The organism is Paenibacillus sp. FSL M7-0896 (assembly GCF_037975415.1).
GTDB lineage: Bacteria > Bacillota > Bacilli > Paenibacillales > Paenibacillaceae > Paenibacillus_AQ > Paenibacillus_AQ silagei.
The window spans coordinates 2,050,811-2,071,104 of record NZ_CP150250.1 but is presented as its reverse complement, the minus strand read 5'-3'; the positions used below and the strand labels follow the sequence as shown (position 1 = coordinate 2,071,104).

Genomic DNA, 20,294 nt, shown 5'->3' with positions numbered 1-20,294 from the left:
GCCCCGAAGAAAGGAACATTCTTGACATGAAAAGGTATGTAGATGTATACAAGCAGTGCATGTACTCCGCCGTGCAGACGGCTTCGGCCTATAGGATGAACTTCATCGTCAGCAGTCTGATTACCCTCATCGGTAATATACTGTTTCCGCTGGTGACCCTGCTGATCTACCGGGCAGGCACCAGCTTCCCCGGCTGGAGCTTATACGAGGTCTTGTTGATCCAGTCCGTATTCACGATGTCCAGCGGCCTCTCCAGCCTTGTCTTCGGAGGGGTCATGTGGACCACCATGTCGCATGTCCGGGAGGGCAGCTTCGAGGTAGTGCTGCTTAAGCCGCTGAATCCGCTGTTCTACCTTGTGGCTACGACCTTCTCCACCGAAAGTGCCGGGCTGTTCCTGGGCGGAGCGGCGTTATTCGTGTTCTCCGCCTGGCATGTAGGCGCGATTCCGGCCTTAGCCTGGCTGCAATTCGCAGGCATGTTCTTCGCCGGAACGGCAGTCCTGGCCGGGTTATCACTGATGATGGCGGCGATGTCGTTCAAGTGGGTGGGCAATTCGCGGATTTCCGAGCTGGCCGACAGTGTACTGAGTGTCGGCAAGTATCCGCTGCCGATATTCCCGAAGGCGGTGCAGGCGGCAGCGACGATGATCATTCCTGTGGGCATGGTCGGCTTCCTCCCGGCCTCGGCGCTGCTTGGCCGGGTAGGAGCCAGTGATTTTACAGCGATACTGCCCTGCTTTGTCTTTCTCTGGGCAGGCATTTGGGTCTACCGGCACATGATCAGATTATATGAGGGGGTTGGCGGCTGATGCCGGTTATAGATGTGAAGCATTTAACGAAGACATACACCACTTATAAGCGGGGCGCAGGCATGGGGCAGACCTTCAGGAGCTTCTTCAAGCGTGAAGAAGTCTCGGTCCAGGCTGTGAACGATATCAGCTTTGCCATTGAGCAGGGCGAAATCTGCGGCATGCTGGGTCCTAACGGGGCCGGCAAATCGACGACCATCAAAATGCTCTGCGGCGCACTCTACCCGACAAGCGGGGAGATTTCGGTCCTCGGCTATTCCCCGGCCCGTGACCGGAAGCGGTATGTCGGCAAAATCGGAGCTGTCTTCGGCCAGAAATCCCAGCTCATCTGGGATATTCCGCCCATCGACAGCTTCAATATGAACAAGGCTATCTACGGAATCTCCACCCCGGATTTCAATCATCGGCTGGAGGAGCTCGCGGTGCTGCTGGAAATCTCCCAGGTCATTGAGAAGCCTACCCGGGTGCTGTCGCTGGGCGAACGCATGAAATGCGAATTCGTCATGGCCATGCTGCACCAGCCGGACATCCTGTTCCTGGATGAGCCGACGATCGGGCTGGATGTGATCGCCAAGGTCAAGATCCGCGAATTCATCCGCCAGATGAACAAGAAGCTGAATATGACCTGTATCCTGACTACCCATGATCTGGAGGATGTGGAGGAGCTGGCGCACCGGGTCATCGTCATTAACCATGGCGAGAAGGTGTTCGATGATTCGCTGCAGCGGCTTAAAGTCTTTCTGGGAGAGAAGAAGCAGGTCAGCTTTACCTTCGTAGAGTCTGTGCAGAACACCCCCTTCGACAACGATTACACCAAGGTGGTTGAGCGGCCGTCAGACTTCCAGGTTACGCTGGAGGTGGACACCGCCCGCATCTCGATCAGCGAGTTCATCGAGAATATCTCCCGCAAGCACGGCTTCTCGGATATTTCGGTCAAGGAGCTGCCGATTCAGCAGGTGGTCATGAATATTTATGAGAGTGTACAAGCATAAACCAACAAACAGCCTGAACCGTCACTTTACCGTGACCGCTCAGGCTGCCTGTTTTTCAGGTGTTTATTAGCTCTTATGGACAAAGTAACGCTTATCATTAACCATTAGGCAGCTTCGTCTTACTTCCCGGCAGCCAGCTCAGACGCAAGCTTCTCCGCCCCGTCAAAGATGGAATAGCTATATCCCCAGAACTGGTTGAAGTCAATCTTATAGATTGCTTTGTTTTGGATTGCCTTCAGACTCTGCAGTGACGGATCGGCATAGAACGCTTTTATCGACTGGTCAGCATCAATACCGCCTGTGTATACCGAGATCAGCAGGACATCCGGGTTGGTCGCAATTAATTGCTCCTTGCTGATCTCACCGGTCACATCCGCGTAGCTGTTAGTCAGTCCAAGCAGTCCCAGCACATCTCCCGCAAAAGTATCCACGTTCCCGCTATAGACAGCGATCGCGCCGTTGCCCCCGTCAGAGACGTAAGCAAAGGTCTTCCCTCCTGCTGCTGCCCCTTCCTTCAGCTTCGCTGCACGCTCCTTCAGCTCTGCAATATATGCAGTAGCCTTCTCCTGCACATCAAAGATCTGGCCGAGCTGTTCAATATCCTTGTACAGGCTGTCAAGCGTTGCCCCTTGCAGACTGGTGCTCTGCACGAAGGTCTTGATGCCCAGCTCATTGAGTCCGCCTACCGTCCCGACTCCCCAATCCGCATCCGCGAACAGGCCGCCGCGCCCCATCACCAGATCCGGGCTTGCGCCTACAACCAGCTCTTTGCTGGCATAGTCCTGGGAGATGACAGGAATCTTCTTGAATTCCTCTTGAACCGCCGGATCGCCTGCACCGTAGAGAGCCGCAACCCCAACCATTTTGTCGGTAAGCCCCAGCTTAATCAGCAGTTCCGCCGCACCTTGGGTATTCGCTACTACCTTCTCAGGAGCCTTATCGAAGGTCTGCGATTTAGTCGTCCATTCGGTGCCTTCCCCGTTATTCGTATGGTTCTCAACAGTAAGCGGATATACCGTCTTGGCCGCCGCAGGTGCAGTCTCCGCCGGTGCGGGACTGGCCGATGCAGGTGCAGCCGTTGCCGCCGCTTCCTTCTCATTACCTGCATTGGAAGAACAAGCTGCCAGCATGACCGCCATCACCAGAACCGCCAGCAGCGGTACATATCGTTTGAATATTTTCTTCATTCTTTGGTTCCCCTTTTCTGTATGTATGTTAGTTATCCTGCGGGTAGGGCATTAAGCCCATAGCCTTGCAGGGGATACCTCCGTAGAATATAGAAAGTTGGACAGCATGTCAATGAGAATTATTATCATTGACAATCGTTCTCAATATCCTTTATATTTAAAAACATGCTACGATATTCTGCTCACAGTGTCTTCTGATGAGTCCGTCCATACTAATCTTTTAATGTAAAGGAGCCTTCCCATTGTCATGCATACTGATCTAGCCGTACCTTCACAGCCTAAGCAATCTCTCATTCATTCCCGTTACGGCTTCATGGCTGTTATAGGCGTCCTGTTCATTATCACCCTGCTGTCTGCCGGGGCTGCGGTCTCCTTCGGCCAGGTGGACATTCCTGTCTCCCAATCCTACCGGATTCTGCTTCATCACATCACAGGCATCCAGATTGGAGATATGCAGGAGCTGACGAACGGTTCTTTCGTGGATATTATCTGGAAAATCCGCTTCCCGCGTGTCCTGATGGCGATGTTCATCGGCGCCGGACTTACGCTGTGCGGGACGATTATGCAGGCGGCGGTACAGAATCCCCTGGCTGATCCATACATACTCGGTATTTCCTCCGGCGCTTCGCTGGGCGCAACCTTCGCCATCCTGATCGGCTTCGGCTCGATGGGGCTGCTCGGCCAGTCGGGAGTCGCCTTTTGGGCTTTTGCAGGGGCGGTTGGTGCATCTCTGTTGGTCCTCACACTTGCCAGTGCGGGCGGCAAAATGACCTCCGTCAAGCTGGTGCTGGCCGGGATGGTCATTAACGCTTTATGTACCGCTTTTGCCAATTTCATTGTCTATTTCGCGAACAATGCCGAAGGCATTAAGACAGTTACCTTCTGGACGATGGGCAGCCTGGCCGCCTCCAGCTGGGACAAGCTGCCGCTGATCTCGGTCACCGTTCTGCTCGCCGTTATCCTGTTCCTCTCGCAGTTCCGCGTGCTGAACGCCATGCTGCTTGGAGATGAGGCTGCGGTTACGCTGGGCATTCATCTCGGTGCCTACCGCAGAGTCTACATGATTCTCACAGCGCTGATTACCGGCGTTATGGTAGCCAGCTGCGGGATGATCGGCTTCGTGGGACTAATTATCCCCCATCTGGTGCGGGGACTGGTGGGCTCGGACCACCGCAGACTGCTGCCGGCGTCGATTCTGTTCGGAGCGATCTTCCTGATCTGGACGGACGTCATTGCCCGGACCATCGTACCGAATGTGGAGCTGCCGATCGGGATCATTACCGCCCTGATTGGAGCGCCGATGTTCATGTACATGCTAATTAGAAAAGGCTATGCCTTCGGAGGGAAAAGCTGATGAATCTGAATGTTGAACGGCTAAGCGTCTCTTTCGGTGAGGCGAAGATTGTGCAGGAGGTCTCGCTGAGGGTGCAAAATAAACAATTCGTCGGCCTGATCGGCCCGAACGGCTGCGGCAAATCGACGCTGCTCAAGAGCATCTATAAAGTCATTAAACCGCGCCAGGGCGATGTCTTTCTCTCTGAGCTTAATGTGATCAAGGCCAGCCCGAAGCTTGTTGCCCGGAAGCTGGGCGTAGTCGGCCAGTTCAACGAGCTGAGCTTCGACTTCACCGTACGTGAGATGGTGGCAATGGGCCGGACGCCCCACAAAGGCAAGCTGGAAACCGACAGCCAGCAGGACGCTGACATTGTCTCGGCCGCACTCTGCAAGGTCAATCTGGAGGGGCACACAGGCCGCAGCTATAACTCCTTATCCGGCGGCGAGAAGCAGCGTGTCATTCTGGCGCGTGTGCTGGCCCAGCAGCCGGAATTCATGATCCTGGACGAACCGACCAACCATCTGGATATCAAATACCAGCTGCAGATTCTGAATATCGTCCGAAAGCTGGATATCGGCATTCTCGCCGCGCTCCACGATCTGACCCTGGCCGCCGAATACTGCGACTATCTGTATGTCATGAAGGAAGGCCGGGTCGCGGCCAGCGGAATCCCTGAGGATATTCTAACGAAGGAATTAATCCGCGAGGTCTTCGATGTGGAGTGCGAGACCTACCGCAATCCGGTCACCGGAGCGCTGGGCATCGCCTATCTGGAGACAAGGTAATCCTTCGGACAAATGGAAACGGCTTTGCCGTCCTTTTAAAGGACGGTACCGTTTCAGCGAGAAGCTTCTACAGCCTGCGGCTCTGTGCCCGCAGGTTTATTCTTTTTGCAGGATGTTGAAACTATTTTCACCCCTTGACGGTCTAATGGTCAATCAAATGCTTCAAGAAGCCAATAAAGGAGTGAAAGAACTGAAAGCCCAGCCGCAAGTATACCAACCATTCGCTGAACAGCTTCAAGACTGCCGGAACAACCTGTTCCGCAAGGCCTACTGTTATGTTAAAAACGAGCATGAAGCGCTAGAAATTGTCTCGGAGGCTACCTATAAGGGGTATCTTGCGTTCGGACGGATGAAGACACCGCAGTATTTCGAGACCTGGATGACCCGGATTGTCATCAACACCGCTATTGACCATCTTAACCGAAACAAACGGGTGACTTACATGGAGGATCACCCGCAGAGCTATACCGGGGATGAGCATGCAGTTCCACTGGAAGAGAAGCTGGATCTGTACCAGGCTCTTGACAGACTACTGCCGGAAGAGAAGGCTTATATTATCCTGAAATTTTTTGAGGATCTGCGCTTCAGGGACATGGCGGACATTCTGGAGCTGCCGGAGAACACCGTCAAGACCAGGTTCTACAAGATTATCGGCAAACTGAAGGCTCACTTAAAGGATGGGGAGGTCGAGGGAATATGACAGGAAAAGACCGCTATGCACAGATCGAAATTCCCGCACAGCTTGGAGACATTCTGGAGGCAGCGCAGAGAAAGGCAGTGGCCCGGAGAAGAACAGTCCGGCTGAAACGATACAGCTCGCTGGCCGCAGCCATCATTGCCTGCCTGCTTGTCGTTAATATTCCCGATGTAGCAAACGCCCTGTCTAAGGTTCCCGTAGTCGGAAGCATCGTGAAGGTGCTGCAATTCGGGACTGGAGGCGAGCGGACCGACGGAGCCGCCGTGAGCACCGTTACTGCAGAGGATACCGTCCGCATTGTATTCGATCAGGAAGGCGATACAGCCGCAAGTGTACCTTCCTATACAGTCGACCAGAGGGAGGCTCCGGACCGTCTGATCTTCACCTTTAACGGTGTCCGCAGCTTCGATTATGATGCGCTGGAGCAGGATATCCTGGCCTCTCCGCTGGTCAGTGATGTGTACAGAAATATCATCCTGGATGATTCCGCCATGCGGTTCGTGGTTGAACTGAAGGAAGGTACGCGCCATACCCTTACCGAGTACAGCAATCCGGGTACGCTTGAGCTGAAGCTGACAGCAGAGGGCAAGGCCCCTGCATCTAAGGAAGTCTACTATGTACGCAGCGAAGGAATGCCTCCGGGAGAATCACTGGCTATCCTGGAAGAGATCTATCTGGATGACGATGTTACCTTCCTGAAGACAGCCTCTGGTGATTTCGCCGCTGTCATCGGCGGTTTCGCCACCCGTGAAGCCGCCGAGCAGAAGCTCGCAGCAATCTCCGCGCGTGAAGACTATGCCGGAAACCTGCGCGTGGATAGCTGGATGAGCAATGGACATCCGGACGATTGACCGTATTCCCACAGGCAGGTTGTGAAGCAGCGGCCGCTTTTATTGCCCTACCCATCCGCGTCAGCTTTAAGGAGGGGAAGAGCATGAAAGCGGCCTTTTTGTGCGGCAATTGCAGCTCCAGATGAATTTCCCTCTATACACCTGATGGGCGATCGCTCATCGTTACGGACTTAAATGTAAAGTATGTGTCATTTATATGTTTTGTATAATCACATAAAATTAATTTTTATTAAATTTTTATGCATATTTATGAATTTATTTTACATATAAGTAAAATTATCATTTTGACAATTATGAATAATGTCATATATACTTACACAGAAATCAAATTAAGAGGAGGTCACTTATGAATCTTATGCACAAAAGAAGTCTAAGTCTCTTTACCGCTCTGTTGGTTCTCTTCACCATGTTATCCTTCCCTTCTATCACGAAGGCCGCCGAAGTCACCACTCCCGGGAGAATCATACCGAATGTCGTAGTAGTCGGTGTCGGAGGAACCATCACCTCCACTTCTCCTTCCAGAGAGCTGTTTCAGACGTACGGAACGCCAAAGGTACCCATTAATGATATTATCCAAAGACTACAGCCCGAGCTATCCAAAATAGCCAATGTCACCAGTACAGAGCTAAGCAATATCAGCTCGGCGCAAACCACCTCCAAGGACTTATACAACCTTACCATCGCTATCGACAAGGAACTGGCCAACCCGGCTGTTCATGCTGTAGTTGTTACTACCGGCACCAACATCATGGAAGAGTTGGCTTACTGGACTGATCTCACTGTCCGCAGTCCCAAGCCTGTTATCTTCACCGGGTCCATGCGACAATCCAATACGATCTCCTTCGACGGAGAAGCTAATCTGCTGAATGCAATCCGGCTGGCTGCAAGTCAGAAAACCACTTACTATGGTACAGTTTTGATGATGAACGATGAATTCTTTGCAGCCAGGGAAGTTACCAAGACGGATGCACTGCGTCTGGATACCTTCGACGGGGGCCGCTACGGCGCTCTGGGGACGGTAGATGAGAACCGGATTCGTGCGGTTCGTGCGCCAGCCCGTGTCAAGGATGCCGGTACGGAGAAGTGGAAGACTCCTTTTGATCTCAGCACCATCCAGCCGGAAGATTTGGCCAAAGTCGATGTTGTGTATAGTTATACAGAAGCCTCCGCTACGCCCATTACGGCCTTGGCTAATGAAGGGGTTAGAGGGATTGTAACGGCGGGCCATGGTGCCGGCGGGATCTCTACCGCGCAGCAGGCAGCCCGTACGGCGGCTATCGAGAAGGGTGTCTTATTCGTAAGTGCAACACGCGCGGGTTCAGGCGCAGTATATGACACTGGCGCCAAAGGCATCATCGGTGCAGGCGATTTACTCCCGCAAAAGGCAAGAATCCTGCTTCAGCTGGGCCTTACCTTCTCCAAGGACCAGGAGCAGATCCGTCAGTGGTTCTCTACCATTGGAATGCCGGATTACGATATGAGCAAATAAGAAGACGCGCGCTTTTCGAGCGGCTCCTCCACATCATTTCCTCATAGGGCACAAAAGATAAGCGGAGGCCCCCGGCCTCCGCTTTCTGCTGCTTAATGCTTCTACACCTGCCCGCCACGCATCAGCCTACATCCTTATATCTCAATCTGCGGATTGACCAGACTGACAGAACTACGAGGTACACTCCATTCATAAGGAAGAATAGCAGATTCTCCATAGCCGTCAGTCCGCGCTGGGTAAGCACGCCCATGCCAATGGTCAGCAGCGAATATGGGAACAGCAGCCCCAGCTTGAGCACATACAGGCCCAGCCCGACAAAAACCGCACATAGACTGATTCCGATGGGTGTGGCAAAGCTGCGGATACGGATGGACAAGCCGAGCTGCAGGGCAGCAATACTCAGCGAAGCCACCCAGCCGCGCACGGTCCACAGGATGATGTCCTTTGGAAATGCCCCCGTCAAAGACAGCATCTGTCCTGCCGCCCAATACATTAGAAGGAATAGCGTCTGCGCTCCGGCAATCAGCACGCCCACAATAACAAGCTTGGCTATAAAGAGACTGGTTATGGATACCGGAGCAGCCAGGATCATGTTCCAGTTCCGGTTCACATGCTCCAGCCGGCAGACAAACGCGCAGCAGATGGCAATCAGAATCGGCAGGAAGAACTCTCCATAAAATAAGCTTACCTGAGTCCATAGACTATACCATTCTCCCTGTAAGGCCTCCCGGTTCATCACAAAATTAGCACAGCCGATCATCAGGCTGACCACAGGCAGACTGACCAGCACCAGTCCCATCCGCGAGCGGCGCAGCTTGGGCCATTCGGCAGCAACACTTCTAAGCATAAGTTCTCCTCCTTAGACCGATTGTTTGGAGACATGGGTATTCCCGGCAACATACAGAACCAGTGTCAGTATCAGAGCTGCACTTAACTGAATCAGAGGCATGCTTCCGGTAATATAGGTTCCTGATGAAGCCTTATACACATAAGTCACCGGACTGAGATCCAAATAATAAGACCAGACGACTAACTGACGGACAGCGGCAGGGAACAAGCTTGCGGTCGTCCCCAGGAACCCGCCCAGCATGCCAAGACACAGGGCAAATGCCTGATTCTTCACCGCCAGCGATATCCATTGCTGCATCGCAATAATCAGCAGACTGGCAATCAGAGTACCCGCAGTAAACTGCAGCAGCAGGCCTGCCGGAAGCGGTTCTGCGAGTCTATGGAACATACCGAAGCCGGCAATAAAAACAACCTGGGCCAGAATGCCGTAAAGGATCAGACTTCCGGCACAGACGAATTTGGCGGCATACACCGTCTGGCGTCCGACAGAAGTAGTCATCAGCATTTTCCAGGTATCCCCTTTATGCTCCATGTCGCAAATCCTTGACACCACAATCGCCGACAGAATCGGCAGGAACAGCCCGTTCATGGACGAGAGGCTGAAAATCAGCGCTTCCCAGGTAGCATTGTCCGCACTCCGCGAGATCGAGATGCTCATGGACATGGCCGCCCAGCCCAGCTCGGCGGCCAGAAAGAGGGTCAGCATCGCCCATACCTTTCTCCGCCGGATTTTGTAGTATTCCAGGAACAAGGCTTTCATCACAGGCTCCGCTCCTTTCCGGTAAGATCCAGGAAGATATCCTCCAGACTCTTCCTCGACTCCACGATCCGGCTCACAGCAATCTGGCCGGACACCAGAATCTCATTGACCCGGGCCACCTCAGAGTCCGGCATGGCGCTGAACACCAGCTGCCGCTCCTGCATTATGGGCCTATACCCGTGCTCCGACAGTATCCGGACTGCCCGGGCGGGATCATCGATCCGAAAGTGAACCGCCGCCCGGTTCTGCGCCTGAAGCGCAGCCATCGCCCCCTGGAACAGCAGCTTGCCGTCACTGATGATGCCAACCGATGTAGCAGTCTGCTCAATCTCCGACAACAGGTGGCTGGATACCACAATCGTCATGTCATACTGGGCAGGCAAGGATTTAATCAGCTCCCGGATCTCTCCGATCCCCGCAGGATCGAGCCCATTCGTAGGCTCGTCCAGAATCAGCAGACTCGGGAAAGCCAGCAAGGCCATAGCCAGACCCAGGCGCTGCTTCATTCCGAGTGAATACTGCCCGGCAGGCTTGTGCCGGTGATTATCCAGCCGGACAATCTGCAATACCTTATCAATATTTTTGGCAGGCAGGCTGCGCAGCCGCTGCATAACTCTCAGATTCTCAAGGCCCGTCAGATGTCCGTAATAGGAAGGCGACTCGATCAGCGAACCCGTCCGGTTCAGAATCTCCAGCCGGTGGCTCCGCAGCTCTTGGCCGAACAGCTTAACGGTTCCTTGGGTGGGTTGCACCAGTCCCAGCAGCATCTTGAGCGTAGTCGTCTTCCCTGCTCCATTCGGACCGAGGAAGCCGAAGATCTCTCCCTGCTGCACCTTCAGATTTACTTGATCCACCCGGGGCGTTCCCCCATAGGTTTTGGTTAATTGTCTTGTCTCGATAATAGGATGAGTGTTCATAGGTTTTCAGTTCAGCTCCATTTCTCTCAAGTTGGCTCTTGCTTCCCAGCATAGAGGCCTTCTCTTGCTCCAGGCTGAAGATAACCTTACGCCTACCTTAAATACACCGGCACCTCCCATTCTTCACCGCCTGATCGTGTATACTAATTCATGGGTGATGACGATTGAATAACATGAAGAACCGCAAAATAATAATCGTTGAGGACGAGCCGAAAATACGTGAGATGATCGAGCTCTTTTTACGAAAAGAAGGGTATTACCGCATCTATGCGGCTGGCGATTATAGCAGTGCCCTCGCCATGTGCCGCCAGGAGAAGCCGGATATCGCCATTCTCGATGTGATGCTGCCGGATGGGGACGGGTTCTCGCTCCTCTCCGCCATACGAACCTTCTCCGATATGCCGGTACTCTTCCTGTCGGCACGGGGCGAAGATGAGGACCGCTTGCTGGGGCTGGGCCTGGGAGCCGACGATTATATCGTCAAGCCTTTTCTGCCGAGGGAGTTAATGCTGCGTCTGAGCGCTGTGCTGAAGCGAGTATATGCCTCGCCGATTCCAGAACGGCTGCCTGTCTTCAGGTCAGGTGAGCAGGTGGTGGATCTGAACAGCGCTGTGGTACGAAGAGACGGCCAGGAGCTGCCTCTGACGGCTAAAGAGCACGCCATTCTGGTCAAGCTCTATGAGAACCGCGGCCGGATTGTGACCAGCGATGCTCTCTGCCTGGCGGTATGGGGAGATGACAGCTACGGGTATGAGAATACCTTAATGGTGCATATGCGGCGTATCCGCGAGAAGATCGAAGCCGATCCCTCGAAGCCGGTACAATTGCTGACGGTCAGAGGGCTTGGGTATAAGCTCTTGGTGCAGGAGGCGCTCTAATGGACAGCGCGGTCCGTATTTTACGCAAATTCGTAGGTTCTACCCTGCTGGTCTCTACGCTTCTGCTCCTGTTCAATCTGATTCTGCTGGGTTCCCTGATCTTCAAGGAAACGCATCAGGAGGCTTCACCGGAAAAGGTTGTGCGGGAGATATCTTCAGCTCTGCAAGGGTCTGACGGCAAGTATTCCCTTAATCCCAAGGAGGGTGCCCTGCTTCAGCAGAACCGGGCCTGGGCTATGCTGCTGAACGCGGAAGGCAAGGTGACATGGAGTGAGCAGCTGCCGCCGGAGATTCCGCACGCTTACAACATCGTAGAGGTGGCGAAGTTCTCACGCTACTACTTGCTGGAATATCCTGTGTATATCTGGGAGCATCCAGAAGGACTTATTGTCGTAGGCTATCCTAAATATTCATATGAAAAATATCAGCTCGGATACATGACGGACTGGCTGCGCTCCCTTCCCTTAAGAGTGCTGCTGCTCCTGATCTGCAATGTGGTACTGGCCGTTGCCCTCTCCTTGTTCATCGGCACCCGGCTGATCCGCAATATCCGGCCCCTGATCAACAGCATTCATGCCCTGGCCAAAGACAAGCCGGTTAACCTGGAGACTGCCGGACTCTTCAGTGATTTGTCCGAGAGCATTAATTCGGCTTCCGCTACCCTGCAGACCAGGAGCTCGCAGCTGAAATCCCGGGATGAAGCCCGCTCCAACTGGATCGCCGGGATCTCCCATGACATCCGCACCCCGCTCTCGATGATCCTTGGCTACGCGAGCAATCTGGAGGAACAAGACAACCTGACCGGAGAGCAACGCCAGCAGGCTGCCATCATCCGCCGCCAAGGCGAGCAGCTAAGGTCGCTGGTCAGCGATTTGAATCTCGTCTCGATGCTGGAGTATGACATGCAACCGTTGCAGCTTAAACCGGTACGCTTATCCGCTCTGGCCCGGACCGTGGTATCCGACTTCATTAATAACGGCCTGGAGGAGCGTTATTCACTGGACCTGTGCATTGTGGACGAGCGCCTGCAGGTGATGGGAGATGAGAAGCTGCTCTACCGTGCAGTAAGCAATCTGGTCCAGAACAGCATCCGGCATAACCCGGATGGGTGCCGGATTGAGATTAGCATCCTCCGCAGCGGGGAAGACTCCTGTTTCGCATTATCCGTATCGGACAATGGTCAGGGAGTTCCGGCGGAGCACTTGCCGGAGCTGGTCCTGCTGCCTTACTCCGGGAAGCGGACCCTCCCCGTCCGGCAGGGCCACGGGCTTGGCCTTCCGATGGTCGCCCGCATTGCCGAAGCCCATAAGGGCAAGCTTGTTCTGGAGAGCAACACCGGCCATGGACTGCGGGCCACCCTGCAGTTTCCCCCTTTGGCGTGAAGACGGATGGACAGCGAATGGAAGAGCCTCTTGCGGCGCAAGAGGTTCTTCCATTTAGGCTAAAATCCTCTCTCCAAGATTCCCCATTTTCTGCTATGCTAATAGAAATCCAAAGTAGAAGCAGGAGGCGCGCAATAGAATGGATGCATTTCAATACGAGCTTACATCTGAGACAGCGATCAACTTGAGATATGAGTATGGAGGTGAATATTTTACATTCAACCTGTTCCGGGATGACAGCGGGTGGGTGCTACATCCGTTTGACGGGATGCTGCTGAGGAATCAGGCAATGTGCACGCTGGTTGCGCAGGAGCTGTTCAAGCACAAGCCTTTTCAGGTGATGCTGGCCAAGGAAGGGATTCTGTTCACCGACATACGCTCCACGGTCAATCTGGATAATGTCAGCGCGCCGGTTGCCGCACGCAATGAACGCGAGTCACGCGGTAATCCTGCAGACGACCTGATGGAATTCGTTCAGCAGCACTCGATTGAAGAGGTCATTGACTACGAAGGCAAGCTGGTGGGGAGCCGTATCTCCTTTTACCAAGAAATTCTACAGCGCATGTTCATGGACAACCTGGGCCCCTCGGACCCCGAGTTCCAGAAGATTCAGGATATTGTACGGATCTACGAGCAATCCCTGGAGCGCCTGACGGATCTGAATGGTCCCAATCTGGATGCCGGAAGCCGGGACAGATTCTGAGTCTGCCACCCGCACTTATACATGCTTGAACTACTCATAGGAAAGGCTGGTACTCATGACACTTGAGCTTATCAAGGGGCAAAAATGCAGCTTAACCAAAGACAATCCTCTACTCGGCCGCATCATCGTAGGCATGGGCTGGAATGAGGCAAGGTCTGGGGTCGAGATTGATTTCTCCGTTTTTTTACTTACCGCGTCGCAGAAGGTTGCAACAGAGAAGGATCTTATTTTCTATGGCAATCCTGCGGCCCCGGACCAGTCTGTAGTGATATTGCCGCCCGCGCAACGAATCCATAGCGGACCCGCTGACGATACACAAATTGCTGTAGAGCTTAGTCTAATTCCTGCGGAGGTTGAGCGGATTGCCTTTGCCCTGACGATCTATGAGGCGGAATCAAGACAGCAGAGCTTCTCGCTGCTCTCCGATCCCTATCTGCGCATTATGAACGCTGCGGATGGAACGGAGCTCCTCCAGTACCGCCTGGGCGGCGGTTATTCCGTGGAGACTGCCATTGTGGCAGGGGAGATCTACAGATATCAGAACGAATGGAAATTCAGCGCGGTCGGCTCCGGTTATGCGGGAGGCTTAGCCGCGCTCTGCCACAGCTACGGAATACAGGTCAAGGACATCCTGCCCGTTGTTCAAGCTTCCAGAACAGCCGAACCTGCCCGCAACTCCCCCTTTGTTCTTCCGGAGCTGCGGTCACGGCCTAAGCCGGTCGATTCATTGCCTCCCGCAGCACCAGCCACTCCTTCCGCTTCGCCCTTGAACCCGGACACCATCGTACTCAAGCGGCACGGGGAGACCCTCCGTCTCCAGCAGGGAGCAGGAGCCGCAGGAGAGATTCTTATCAATCTTAACTGGCTTCAGACTCCATCCTCCGGGTGGTTCGGAAGCAGAGGCATTGACCTGGACCTCGGCTGTCTGTTCGAGCTGAAGAACGGCCTTAAGGGTACGGTCCAGGCGCTCGGCGAATCGTTCGGCAGCTTGAACCGGCCGCCCTACATCCTCCTAGACGGGGATGACCGCACCGGCTCCATCGCCACAGGCGAGAATCTGCGGATTAACGGCCATCACCTGTCCGAGATCAGCCGGATCGTCATCTTTGCTTTTATCTATGAAGGTGTTACGAACTGGTCGCAAGCCGGCGCCGTTATAACCATCAGCCAGCAGGGCGGGCCGGAGATTAAGGTGCAGCTGGACGAGCATAACAACGATAAGGGAATGTGCGCCATCGCCATGCTGCGCAGCCAGCCAGACGGGAGCTTCAGCGTGGAACGGCTTGTAGAGTATTTCAGCGGGCACGAGGAGCTGGACCAGCGTTATCACTGGAATCTGCGTTGGGAGTTGGGGAGTAAATAGGGAGTAAGTAGCGGCCAGCATAATCAGGAACAACGTCCCCTGGCGGGCGGGTGATATGGCCGATAGCGCTGAGCCACCTTCTGCCGGACCAATGTGGTCGGTTTTTCGACCACATTGGACTCACTCGCCTCACGCTGGCCCAATGTGGTCGGTTTTTCGATTACATTGGGCCCACTCGCTCCACGCTGGCCCAATGTGGTCGGTTTTTCGATTACATTGGGCCCACTCGCTCCACGCCGGCCCAATGTGGTCGGTTTTTCGATTACATTGGGGCCACGTGCTCTCGTGGCAGCCTATAGCTTCAGCCGCACACAAAACAACCCTTCCCCGTCAAAGACGGATGGAAGGGCTGTTTGTTACGTGATTTTTTATTCCGCAGTATGATCTACAGATGCTGCCTGGATGCTGCCGAATGCCCAGTAGCTTGCCGGGACATCTGCCCATTTCTGGGCTGCGCTGGTCAGAGGAGCGATCTTCAGAGCACGGTTGATGATGGTTACGGCTTCCGCACGTGTTAACGTCTGGTCTGGACGGAATGTTCCGTCCTGATAGCCGGTAATCATGCCTGCCTGGGACATCCGCTCAATCGCGGCCTGTGCCCAGTGTCCGGCAATATCGCTGAAGCCGGCCGATTGGCCTTCGCTGCTTGTAATCAGGCGCGATAGAAGGGTCGCCATCTCAGCTCTGGTAATCGTCTGGTTCGGCTTGAAGCTGCCGTCCGTGTAACCTTTCATCATGCCGCTTCGCGTCACTTGACCGATTGCTTCTGCCGCCCAGTGTCCGGCAGGAACATCGGAATACGCTACACCAGCAGTGACTGCGGACTGGCTGAAAGTGCGGGCAATGATGCTGGCCGCTTCTGCCCGGGTAATGCTGTTGCCTGGCTTGAAGGTACCATCGGCATAACCCGTCATATACGCCTTCACCTGTACCGCAGGATCTTGTGCAAGTACAACGGTAAAGGTACTAAATTTGCTGATGCTAAATTGAATGCCCGACTTTCCGGTCTGGCCGAAAGGTACGATCTCTCCCTTGACCAATTCTTTGGTGCCGTCGCTGTGCTCGATGAAGACCGCCAGTGCCTTCAGTTGCTCCGCCGTTAACGAAGAGTTGCCAAGCGGCAATACCAGTGTAACCGGACGGCTCTGCAGATTGGTCTCAATCGTTACAGGACGGCTTACTAACGTAACTGTCGCACCGCGGGATACACTCTGCACCTGTGCTTTGGCAAGTGCTTCAACCTCTGCGCTCTGCTGTGATGTCTTCAGTGGAACGAGGTTGAAATAAATATCTGTACCGAATCCAGCCATTGAGCTGCCCGGCACCTTCACCTCAGCATTCACTGTGAATAGATCCAGCATGATCTGATTATCAGCAAATTGCTTACTGGAAGCTGCTGGAATGGTCAGTCTGGTTCCGGCAACTTCATCATTCTTATCAGGCACGATGATTCTGGCAATATTGGACCCGGCCGCCTTAAGCTCATTGACTGCCCGGATCGCCTGCTCCAATGTGAACGTAAGAGTATCACTCTTCACGCCGTTCGCATCCTTGGTGCGGGTAATGACAACGGAGGATACCATGGAGCCTTGAGCAGCCCCGTTTTCAACGTTTGCGTTAATACTTTCTGTCTGAGGACTTGGTGTTGGAACCGGAGCCGGTGCTCCTCCCCCTGATCCTGAACCGCCGCCCGGTGCCGGTGTAGGAGATTCAGTTGGCGTGACTGGAACAGGAACTGTTGCGAAGCTCCAGAGCTTACTATCCGCAAGTCCTGCATAACTGTTACCTGCTTCATCTGTAAAAGCACCCGGTTGTATAAGCACGTAATAGCTGCCGCCCTGCTTCAGCAGGCCGTTCGTGTTGATGCTGACGGTTGAGTTCGCAATCGAAACTAGCGTCTTGTCGTCCGCTTTAATCGACTTAACGACTTCACCATTCTCTGCATTTACAATCTCAATATTGCCTTTTCCCGCAAGTATATTCTCGTTAAAAGTCAATGTGAGTACAGCCGATACAGGTACGTGCGTTGCATTACCTGCCGGACTGTAAGATGTCACTACCGGGGCTGCTGTATCCGGCGCACTGGTAGTCACAAACCGCCAGGCGTTGATACCTGTAATGCCGGCATAGCTGTTGCCCGCGTTATCTGTAAATGCTCCCTCTGTAACCCGTACAAAATAACTCGTTCCATGCTCCAGGTTATCCGCCGGATTGATGGTTACGACATTGTTCAGGATCGTTACCATGTCCGAAAGTGTTGGAATCGTCAAGACCGGATGATTATCATCTAAGCTGCGGAAAATCTCAATAGTACCCGCCGCTGCCCGTACATTTTCGCTGAAGGTAAGGACCAGATTCGCGTTAACTGCCACTTCTGTGGCCCATGGCTCCGGCGAATACGTAATCACCGTTGGTGAGATCCGATCCGGCGCATCTGTGGTTGTGAACTGCCACGTGGTGCTGTCCTTGATTCCGGCGTAACTATTGCCTGCTAAATCTTGGAAGGCCCCGCTTCCAATTCGTACATTGTAGGTTGTTCCATACTTCAGAGCATCTGCCGGATGAATGGTCACCACATTGTCCTCAATGGTTACGTTCGTGGAAATGGCGTGAATATTCGCCACTGGTTCTTGATTCGCACTGTTGTAAATCACAATATTGCCTGCCCCTGCCTGTACACTCTCACTGAAGGTTAGACTCAATGGGGTAGTTGCCGCTACACCTTCTGCCCCTTGTACAGGGGAATATGCAGTCACAGTTGGCGCTGTAGTATCCGGCGCAGCCGTTGTGGTGAAGTGCCACGTGGTGTCGTCTGCGATACCGGAGTACAAGTTGCCGGATAGATCTGCGAAAGCATCTCCGCTAATCTGTACATGGTAGCTTGTACCATATTCCAGATTGTCAGCCGGGTTAATCGTGACTACATTGTTCAGAATGCTTACGTCCTTCGCAGCAATGGTAGCCGCTATTTGGTCAGACGAGTTGTTGTAGATAACAATACTGCCTTCCCCTGCTTGTACATTCTCGCTAAAAGCAAGCTCCAGGTTAGTTCCGATAGCTACCTCTGTTGCCCCATTCTCCGGGGAGTATGTGCTTACGATTGGCGCGGTCGTATCCGGTTCGCTGGTGGTACTAAAGCGCCAGGTTATATTGTTAGTGATACCGGCATAGCTGTTGCCCGACATATCCGTAAATGTACCATTATCAATCTGGACATAATAGCTTGCACCATAATCCAGATCAGCCTCGGGGTTAATCGTTACAACTTTTCCGTCAATGATTACTTCATCAGAACCAACAGGGATCGTCACAGGAGGAACTTCGCTGTTCGTGCTGTTGATTATCTTAATTCGGCCTTCACCCTTCTGTACATCCTCATTAAAGGTAAGAGTAAGGTTGGTGCCAATCTCTTCATTCGTTACTCCATCTTTAGGAGAAAAACCACTCACCACAGGCGGTGCAGTATCTGGCGCCTCTTCTGTTGTGAACTTCCAGGTGTCCTTGTCCGAGATACCTTCATAATAGTTAGCATTGTCTGATAGATCTTTGAAAGCTCCTTCATCGATGTTTACAAAGTACGTAGTACTGTTTTTAAAAACTTTATACGGAACAATGGTTACCACGTTATCCTTAACCGTGACATTCTCTGAGTTAACCGGAATTACCATTAGGTTTCCTTCGTCCATACTGTCATAAATCACAATGTTGCCGCTATCTGTCGTTACATCCTCACTGAAAGTGAGCGTCAGATTTGTGTCAATGGCTACTCCTACCGCCCCTGGCACAGGAAAATAATCACTTACAGTCGGAGCTTCCGTATCTCCTGGTCCGGCAACTGTCGTGAAACTCCACTCAGCCGCTGCGATTGCTGCATTTCCGCTTGCACCGTTAGTGAAAGCATTCTCGTCAACTGTAACGGCATATTTAGCCCCTGCATCAAAATCCTTACCCGGATTAATCGTTACCGTATTGGTAGCTGGATTTACTGTTACTCTGCTGGCGTCATCCGCCGGGATGGTTTCAACCGGGGTAGATGTATCCGCAGCCTTGAAAATATAAATATTTTCAGTTCCCGCCTCTACCGGCTGATTAAACATGATCTCCAGATTTGCATTTACTTCTACATCGGTCTCATCATTCCCTGGAGTCAAACTGAGCACCCGCGGAATGTTGGGAACGACATAAGACATAATGATCTCTCCGGAATCACCCGCTGCAATAAATTGATTAAGAACTTGATAAAATACAATGCCGTTAAGATTAGCAGTTGCGTTTGTAGTCTCAGGCTTCCACGTTTGCCCCAGATCGGTAGTGGAGAACACTTTCCCGCTATCTCCTGCGGCCATAAATACGCTGTTTCCGAAAGTTATTCCATTCAGGTTCACTTTCGATTCAAGGACCTTTGCTGCGCCTTTCGAACTTTCCGGAGAGGTAATAATAGTTCCAGACGCACCAACCGCTACGAACATTCCGCCGCCAAAGGTGATTCCGTTCAATTTGTTGGTTGTTTTACTTGTCACCTTGGTCCAATCAGATCCATCTTTGGACATTACCACTGTACCGTTATCACCCACCGCTACAAACTTACCGTTACCGTAAGCCACAGCGTTCAGATTCTCATTAGTGGCTGAGAATACGATCTCCCAGTCAGGGCGATTGTCATTTTTGATCATAATCATTCCTGAATCGCCGACTAGAACTATTGTTCCATCGCCGTAACTGACTCCATTCCAGTTCATACCGAAGGATCCATCGGAGGGTGTCCAGGATACGCCATCTGTTGACGTTAGGAGGATCCCATTGTCACCGACTGCAACGAATTCGCCGCCTGCGCCTTTATGAATAATGCTATTCAAATCCTCGGCTACCCCAGAACTACGAACAGCCCATGTCGAAGTTCCGCCTGCGGTAACAATTTTTCCTGCTTTCCCCACCGCAACTAATGTATCTGAGCCAATAGCAACTCCGTTTACGTTGATGTCGTCTGGCAGCGGACCGACATTCACCCAGCTTGCCTCACCATTGTCTGTTGAACCCGCATATACCGGAAAGGCTCCGGTCCAAACCAAGCTGATCACGAGTAACAACGAGAAATATTTTTTCAATCCCTTACCCTTAAACAAATGTATCGTTCCCCCTTGTTCATTCATCCTGTACGCTATATTGCAAGTTCTGCTGGAGTCTAGCATCTGCCCCCTTAGAAATTTCATCTCTGCGCCCATTCTAGCAGACAGCTCTAAACAAACTCTTAACAATTCTCGACAAAAACCGATTCATCAGGACCTAATTGGGGTAT

Annotated in this window: 17 protein-coding genes; 11 read left to right on the top strand and 6 right to left on the bottom strand. The window is 52.9% G+C overall.

Annotated elements, in window-relative coordinates; translation table 11 throughout:
• Positions 1 to 26 precede the first annotated feature (26 nt).
• Both MKY12_RS08720 and MKY12_RS08715 read left to right on the top strand, forming a co-directional pair.
• Positions 27 to 809, top strand: coding sequence for an ABC-2 family transporter protein (locus MKY12_RS08720; protein WP_339313467.1), 783 nt, complete (start codon positions 27 to 29; stop codon positions 807 to 809).
• The gene (locus tag MKY12_RS08715) at positions 809 to 1,801 is read left to right on the top strand and encodes an ATP-binding cassette domain-containing protein (protein WP_339313466.1); all 993 of its coding nucleotides are present in this window, start codon (positions 809 to 811) and stop codon (positions 1,799 to 1,801) included. The genes MKY12_RS08720 and MKY12_RS08715 overlap by 1 nt, the downstream gene beginning before the upstream one ends.
• Before the next feature lie 119 nt (positions 1,802 to 1,920).
• On the opposite strand, the gene MKY12_RS08710 is transcribed toward MKY12_RS08715, so the two are convergent.
• A complete protein-coding gene (locus tag MKY12_RS08710) occupies positions 1,921 to 2,988 on the bottom strand; it encodes an ABC transporter substrate-binding protein (protein ID WP_339313464.1) in 1,068 nt (355 codons plus the stop codon).
• A gap of 247 nt (positions 2,989 to 3,235) precedes the next feature.
• Here MKY12_RS08710 and MKY12_RS08705 point away from each other — a divergent pair, with 247 nt between their 5' ends.
• From MKY12_RS08705 to MKY12_RS08685, 5 genes are all read left to right on the top strand, one after another.
• Positions 3,236 to 4,342, top strand: coding sequence for an iron ABC transporter permease (locus tag MKY12_RS08705; protein WP_076085078.1), 1,107 nt, complete (start codon positions 3,236 to 3,238; stop codon positions 4,340 to 4,342).
• A complete protein-coding gene (locus MKY12_RS08700; RefSeq protein WP_339313463.1) occupies positions 4,342 to 5,109 on the top strand; it encodes an ABC transporter ATP-binding protein in 768 nt (255 codons plus the stop codon). The genes MKY12_RS08705 and MKY12_RS08700 overlap by 1 nt, the downstream gene beginning before the upstream one ends.
• 181 nt (positions 5,110 to 5,290) lie before the next feature.
• Positions 5,291 to 5,809, top strand: coding sequence for a sigma-70 family RNA polymerase sigma factor (locus MKY12_RS08695; RefSeq protein ID WP_076085161.1), 519 nt, complete (start codon positions 5,291 to 5,293; stop codon positions 5,807 to 5,809).
• Entirely contained in the window at positions 5,806 to 6,657 is an 852-nt protein-coding gene (locus MKY12_RS08690; RefSeq protein WP_339313462.1) for a hypothetical protein, read from the top strand. The genes MKY12_RS08695 and MKY12_RS08690 overlap by 4 nt, the downstream gene beginning before the upstream one ends.
• 346 nt (positions 6,658 to 7,003) lie before the next feature.
• Positions 7,004 to 8,146 carry an asparaginase gene (locus MKY12_RS08685; protein WP_339313461.1) on the top strand — a complete coding sequence of 381 codons (1,143 nt, stop codon included), beginning with the start codon at positions 7,004 to 7,006 and terminating at the stop codon, positions 8,144 to 8,146.
• A gap of 121 nt (positions 8,147 to 8,267) precedes the next feature.
• Here the strand turns inward: MKY12_RS08685 and MKY12_RS08680 are convergent, their stop codons facing one another.
• From MKY12_RS08680 to MKY12_RS08670, 3 genes are read right to left on the bottom strand one after another with little or no spacing between them, the layout of a single operon-like run.
• A complete protein-coding gene (locus tag MKY12_RS08680; RefSeq protein WP_339313460.1) occupies positions 8,268 to 8,993 on the bottom strand; it encodes an ABC transporter permease in 726 nt (241 codons plus the stop codon).
• A 12-nt stretch (positions 8,994 to 9,005) separates the two neighbouring features.
• Positions 9,006 to 9,755, bottom strand: coding sequence for an ABC transporter permease (locus MKY12_RS08675; RefSeq protein ID WP_339314827.1), 750 nt, complete (start codon positions 9,753 to 9,755; stop codon positions 9,006 to 9,008).
• The gene (locus tag MKY12_RS08670; protein WP_339313459.1) at positions 9,755 to 10,672 is read right to left on the bottom strand and encodes an ABC transporter ATP-binding protein; all 918 of its coding nucleotides are present in this window, start codon (positions 10,670 to 10,672) and stop codon (positions 9,755 to 9,757) included. The genes MKY12_RS08675 and MKY12_RS08670 overlap by 1 nt, the downstream gene beginning before the upstream one ends.
• A 164-nt stretch (positions 10,673 to 10,836) precedes the next feature.
• Here MKY12_RS08670 and MKY12_RS08665 point away from each other — a divergent pair, with 164 nt between their 5' ends.
• The 4 genes from MKY12_RS08665 (at position 10,837) to MKY12_RS08650 (ending at position 14,998) form a co-directional block, all read left to right on the top strand.
• Positions 10,837 to 11,550, top strand: a complete 714-nt coding sequence (locus tag MKY12_RS08665; RefSeq protein WP_339313458.1) for a response regulator transcription factor — start codon at positions 10,837 to 10,839, stop codon at positions 11,548 to 11,550.
• A complete protein-coding gene (locus MKY12_RS08660; RefSeq protein WP_339313457.1) occupies positions 11,550 to 12,932 on the top strand; it encodes a HAMP domain-containing sensor histidine kinase in 1,383 nt (460 codons plus the stop codon). Before MKY12_RS08665 ends, MKY12_RS08660 begins: the two co-directional genes overlap by 1 nt.
• A gap of 139 nt (positions 12,933 to 13,071) precedes the next feature.
• Positions 13,072 to 13,635, top strand: a complete 564-nt coding sequence (locus tag MKY12_RS08655) for a hypothetical protein (RefSeq protein ID WP_339313456.1) — start codon at positions 13,072 to 13,074, stop codon at positions 13,633 to 13,635.
• A 55-nt stretch (positions 13,636 to 13,690) separates the two neighbouring features.
• Positions 13,691 to 14,998 (top strand): TerD family protein, encoded by a 1,308-nt coding sequence (locus MKY12_RS08650; protein WP_339313455.1) that lies wholly within the window; start codon positions 13,691 to 13,693, stop codon positions 14,996 to 14,998.
• A 23-nt stretch (positions 14,999 to 15,021) separates the two neighbouring features.
• Here the strand turns inward: MKY12_RS08650 and MKY12_RS08645 are convergent, their stop codons facing one another.
• Positions 15,022 to 15,243, bottom strand: coding sequence for a hypothetical protein (locus MKY12_RS08645; protein ID WP_339313454.1), 222 nt, complete (start codon positions 15,241 to 15,243; stop codon positions 15,022 to 15,024).
• Between the two features lie 123 nt (positions 15,244 to 15,366).
• On the bottom strand, positions 15,367 to 20,076 hold the full coding sequence (locus MKY12_RS08640) for an Ig-like domain-containing protein (RefSeq protein WP_339313453.1): 4,710 nt from the start codon (positions 20,074 to 20,076) through the stop codon (positions 15,367 to 15,369).
• Positions 20,077 to 20,294 lie beyond the last annotated feature (218 nt).

Excerpts from the sequence above, each read along its gene's own strand:
- MKY12_RS08720 (WP_339313467.1), top strand. The coding sequence starts at position 27 with ATGAAAAGGTATGTAGATGTATACAAGCAGTGCATGTACTCCGCCGTG.
- MKY12_RS08715 (WP_339313466.1), top strand. The coding sequence starts at position 809 with ATGCCGGTTATAGATGTGAAGCATTTAACGAAGACATACACCACTTAT.
- MKY12_RS08710 (WP_339313464.1), bottom strand. The coding sequence starts at position 2,988 with ATGAAGAAAATATTCAAACGATATGTACCGCTGCTGGCGGTTCTGGTG.
- MKY12_RS08705 (WP_076085078.1), top strand. The coding sequence starts at position 3,236 with ATGCATACTGATCTAGCCGTACCTTCACAGCCTAAGCAATCTCTCATT.
- MKY12_RS08700 (WP_339313463.1), top strand. The coding sequence starts at position 4,342 with ATGAATCTGAATGTTGAACGGCTAAGCGTCTCTTTCGGTGAGGCGAAG.
- MKY12_RS08690 (WP_339313462.1), top strand. The coding sequence starts at position 5,806 with ATGACAGGAAAAGACCGCTATGCACAGATCGAAATTCCCGCACAGCTT.
- MKY12_RS08685 (WP_339313461.1), top strand. The coding sequence starts at position 7,004 with ATGAATCTTATGCACAAAAGAAGTCTAAGTCTCTTTACCGCTCTGTTG.
- MKY12_RS08680 (WP_339313460.1), bottom strand. The coding sequence starts at position 8,993 with ATGCTTAGAAGTGTTGCTGCCGAATGGCCCAAGCTGCGCCGCTCGCGG.
- MKY12_RS08675 (WP_339314827.1), bottom strand. The coding sequence starts at position 9,755 with ATGAAAGCCTTGTTCCTGGAATACTACAAAATCCGGCGGAGAAAGGTA.
- MKY12_RS08670 (WP_339313459.1), bottom strand. The coding sequence starts at position 10,672 with ATGAACACTCATCCTATTATCGAGACAAGACAATTAACCAAAACCTAT.
- MKY12_RS08660 (WP_339313457.1), top strand. The coding sequence starts at position 11,550 with ATGGACAGCGCGGTCCGTATTTTACGCAAATTCGTAGGTTCTACCCTG.
- MKY12_RS08655 (WP_339313456.1), top strand. The coding sequence starts at position 13,072 with ATGGATGCATTTCAATACGAGCTTACATCTGAGACAGCGATCAACTTG.
- MKY12_RS08650 (WP_339313455.1), top strand. The coding sequence starts at position 13,691 with ATGACACTTGAGCTTATCAAGGGGCAAAAATGCAGCTTAACCAAAGAC.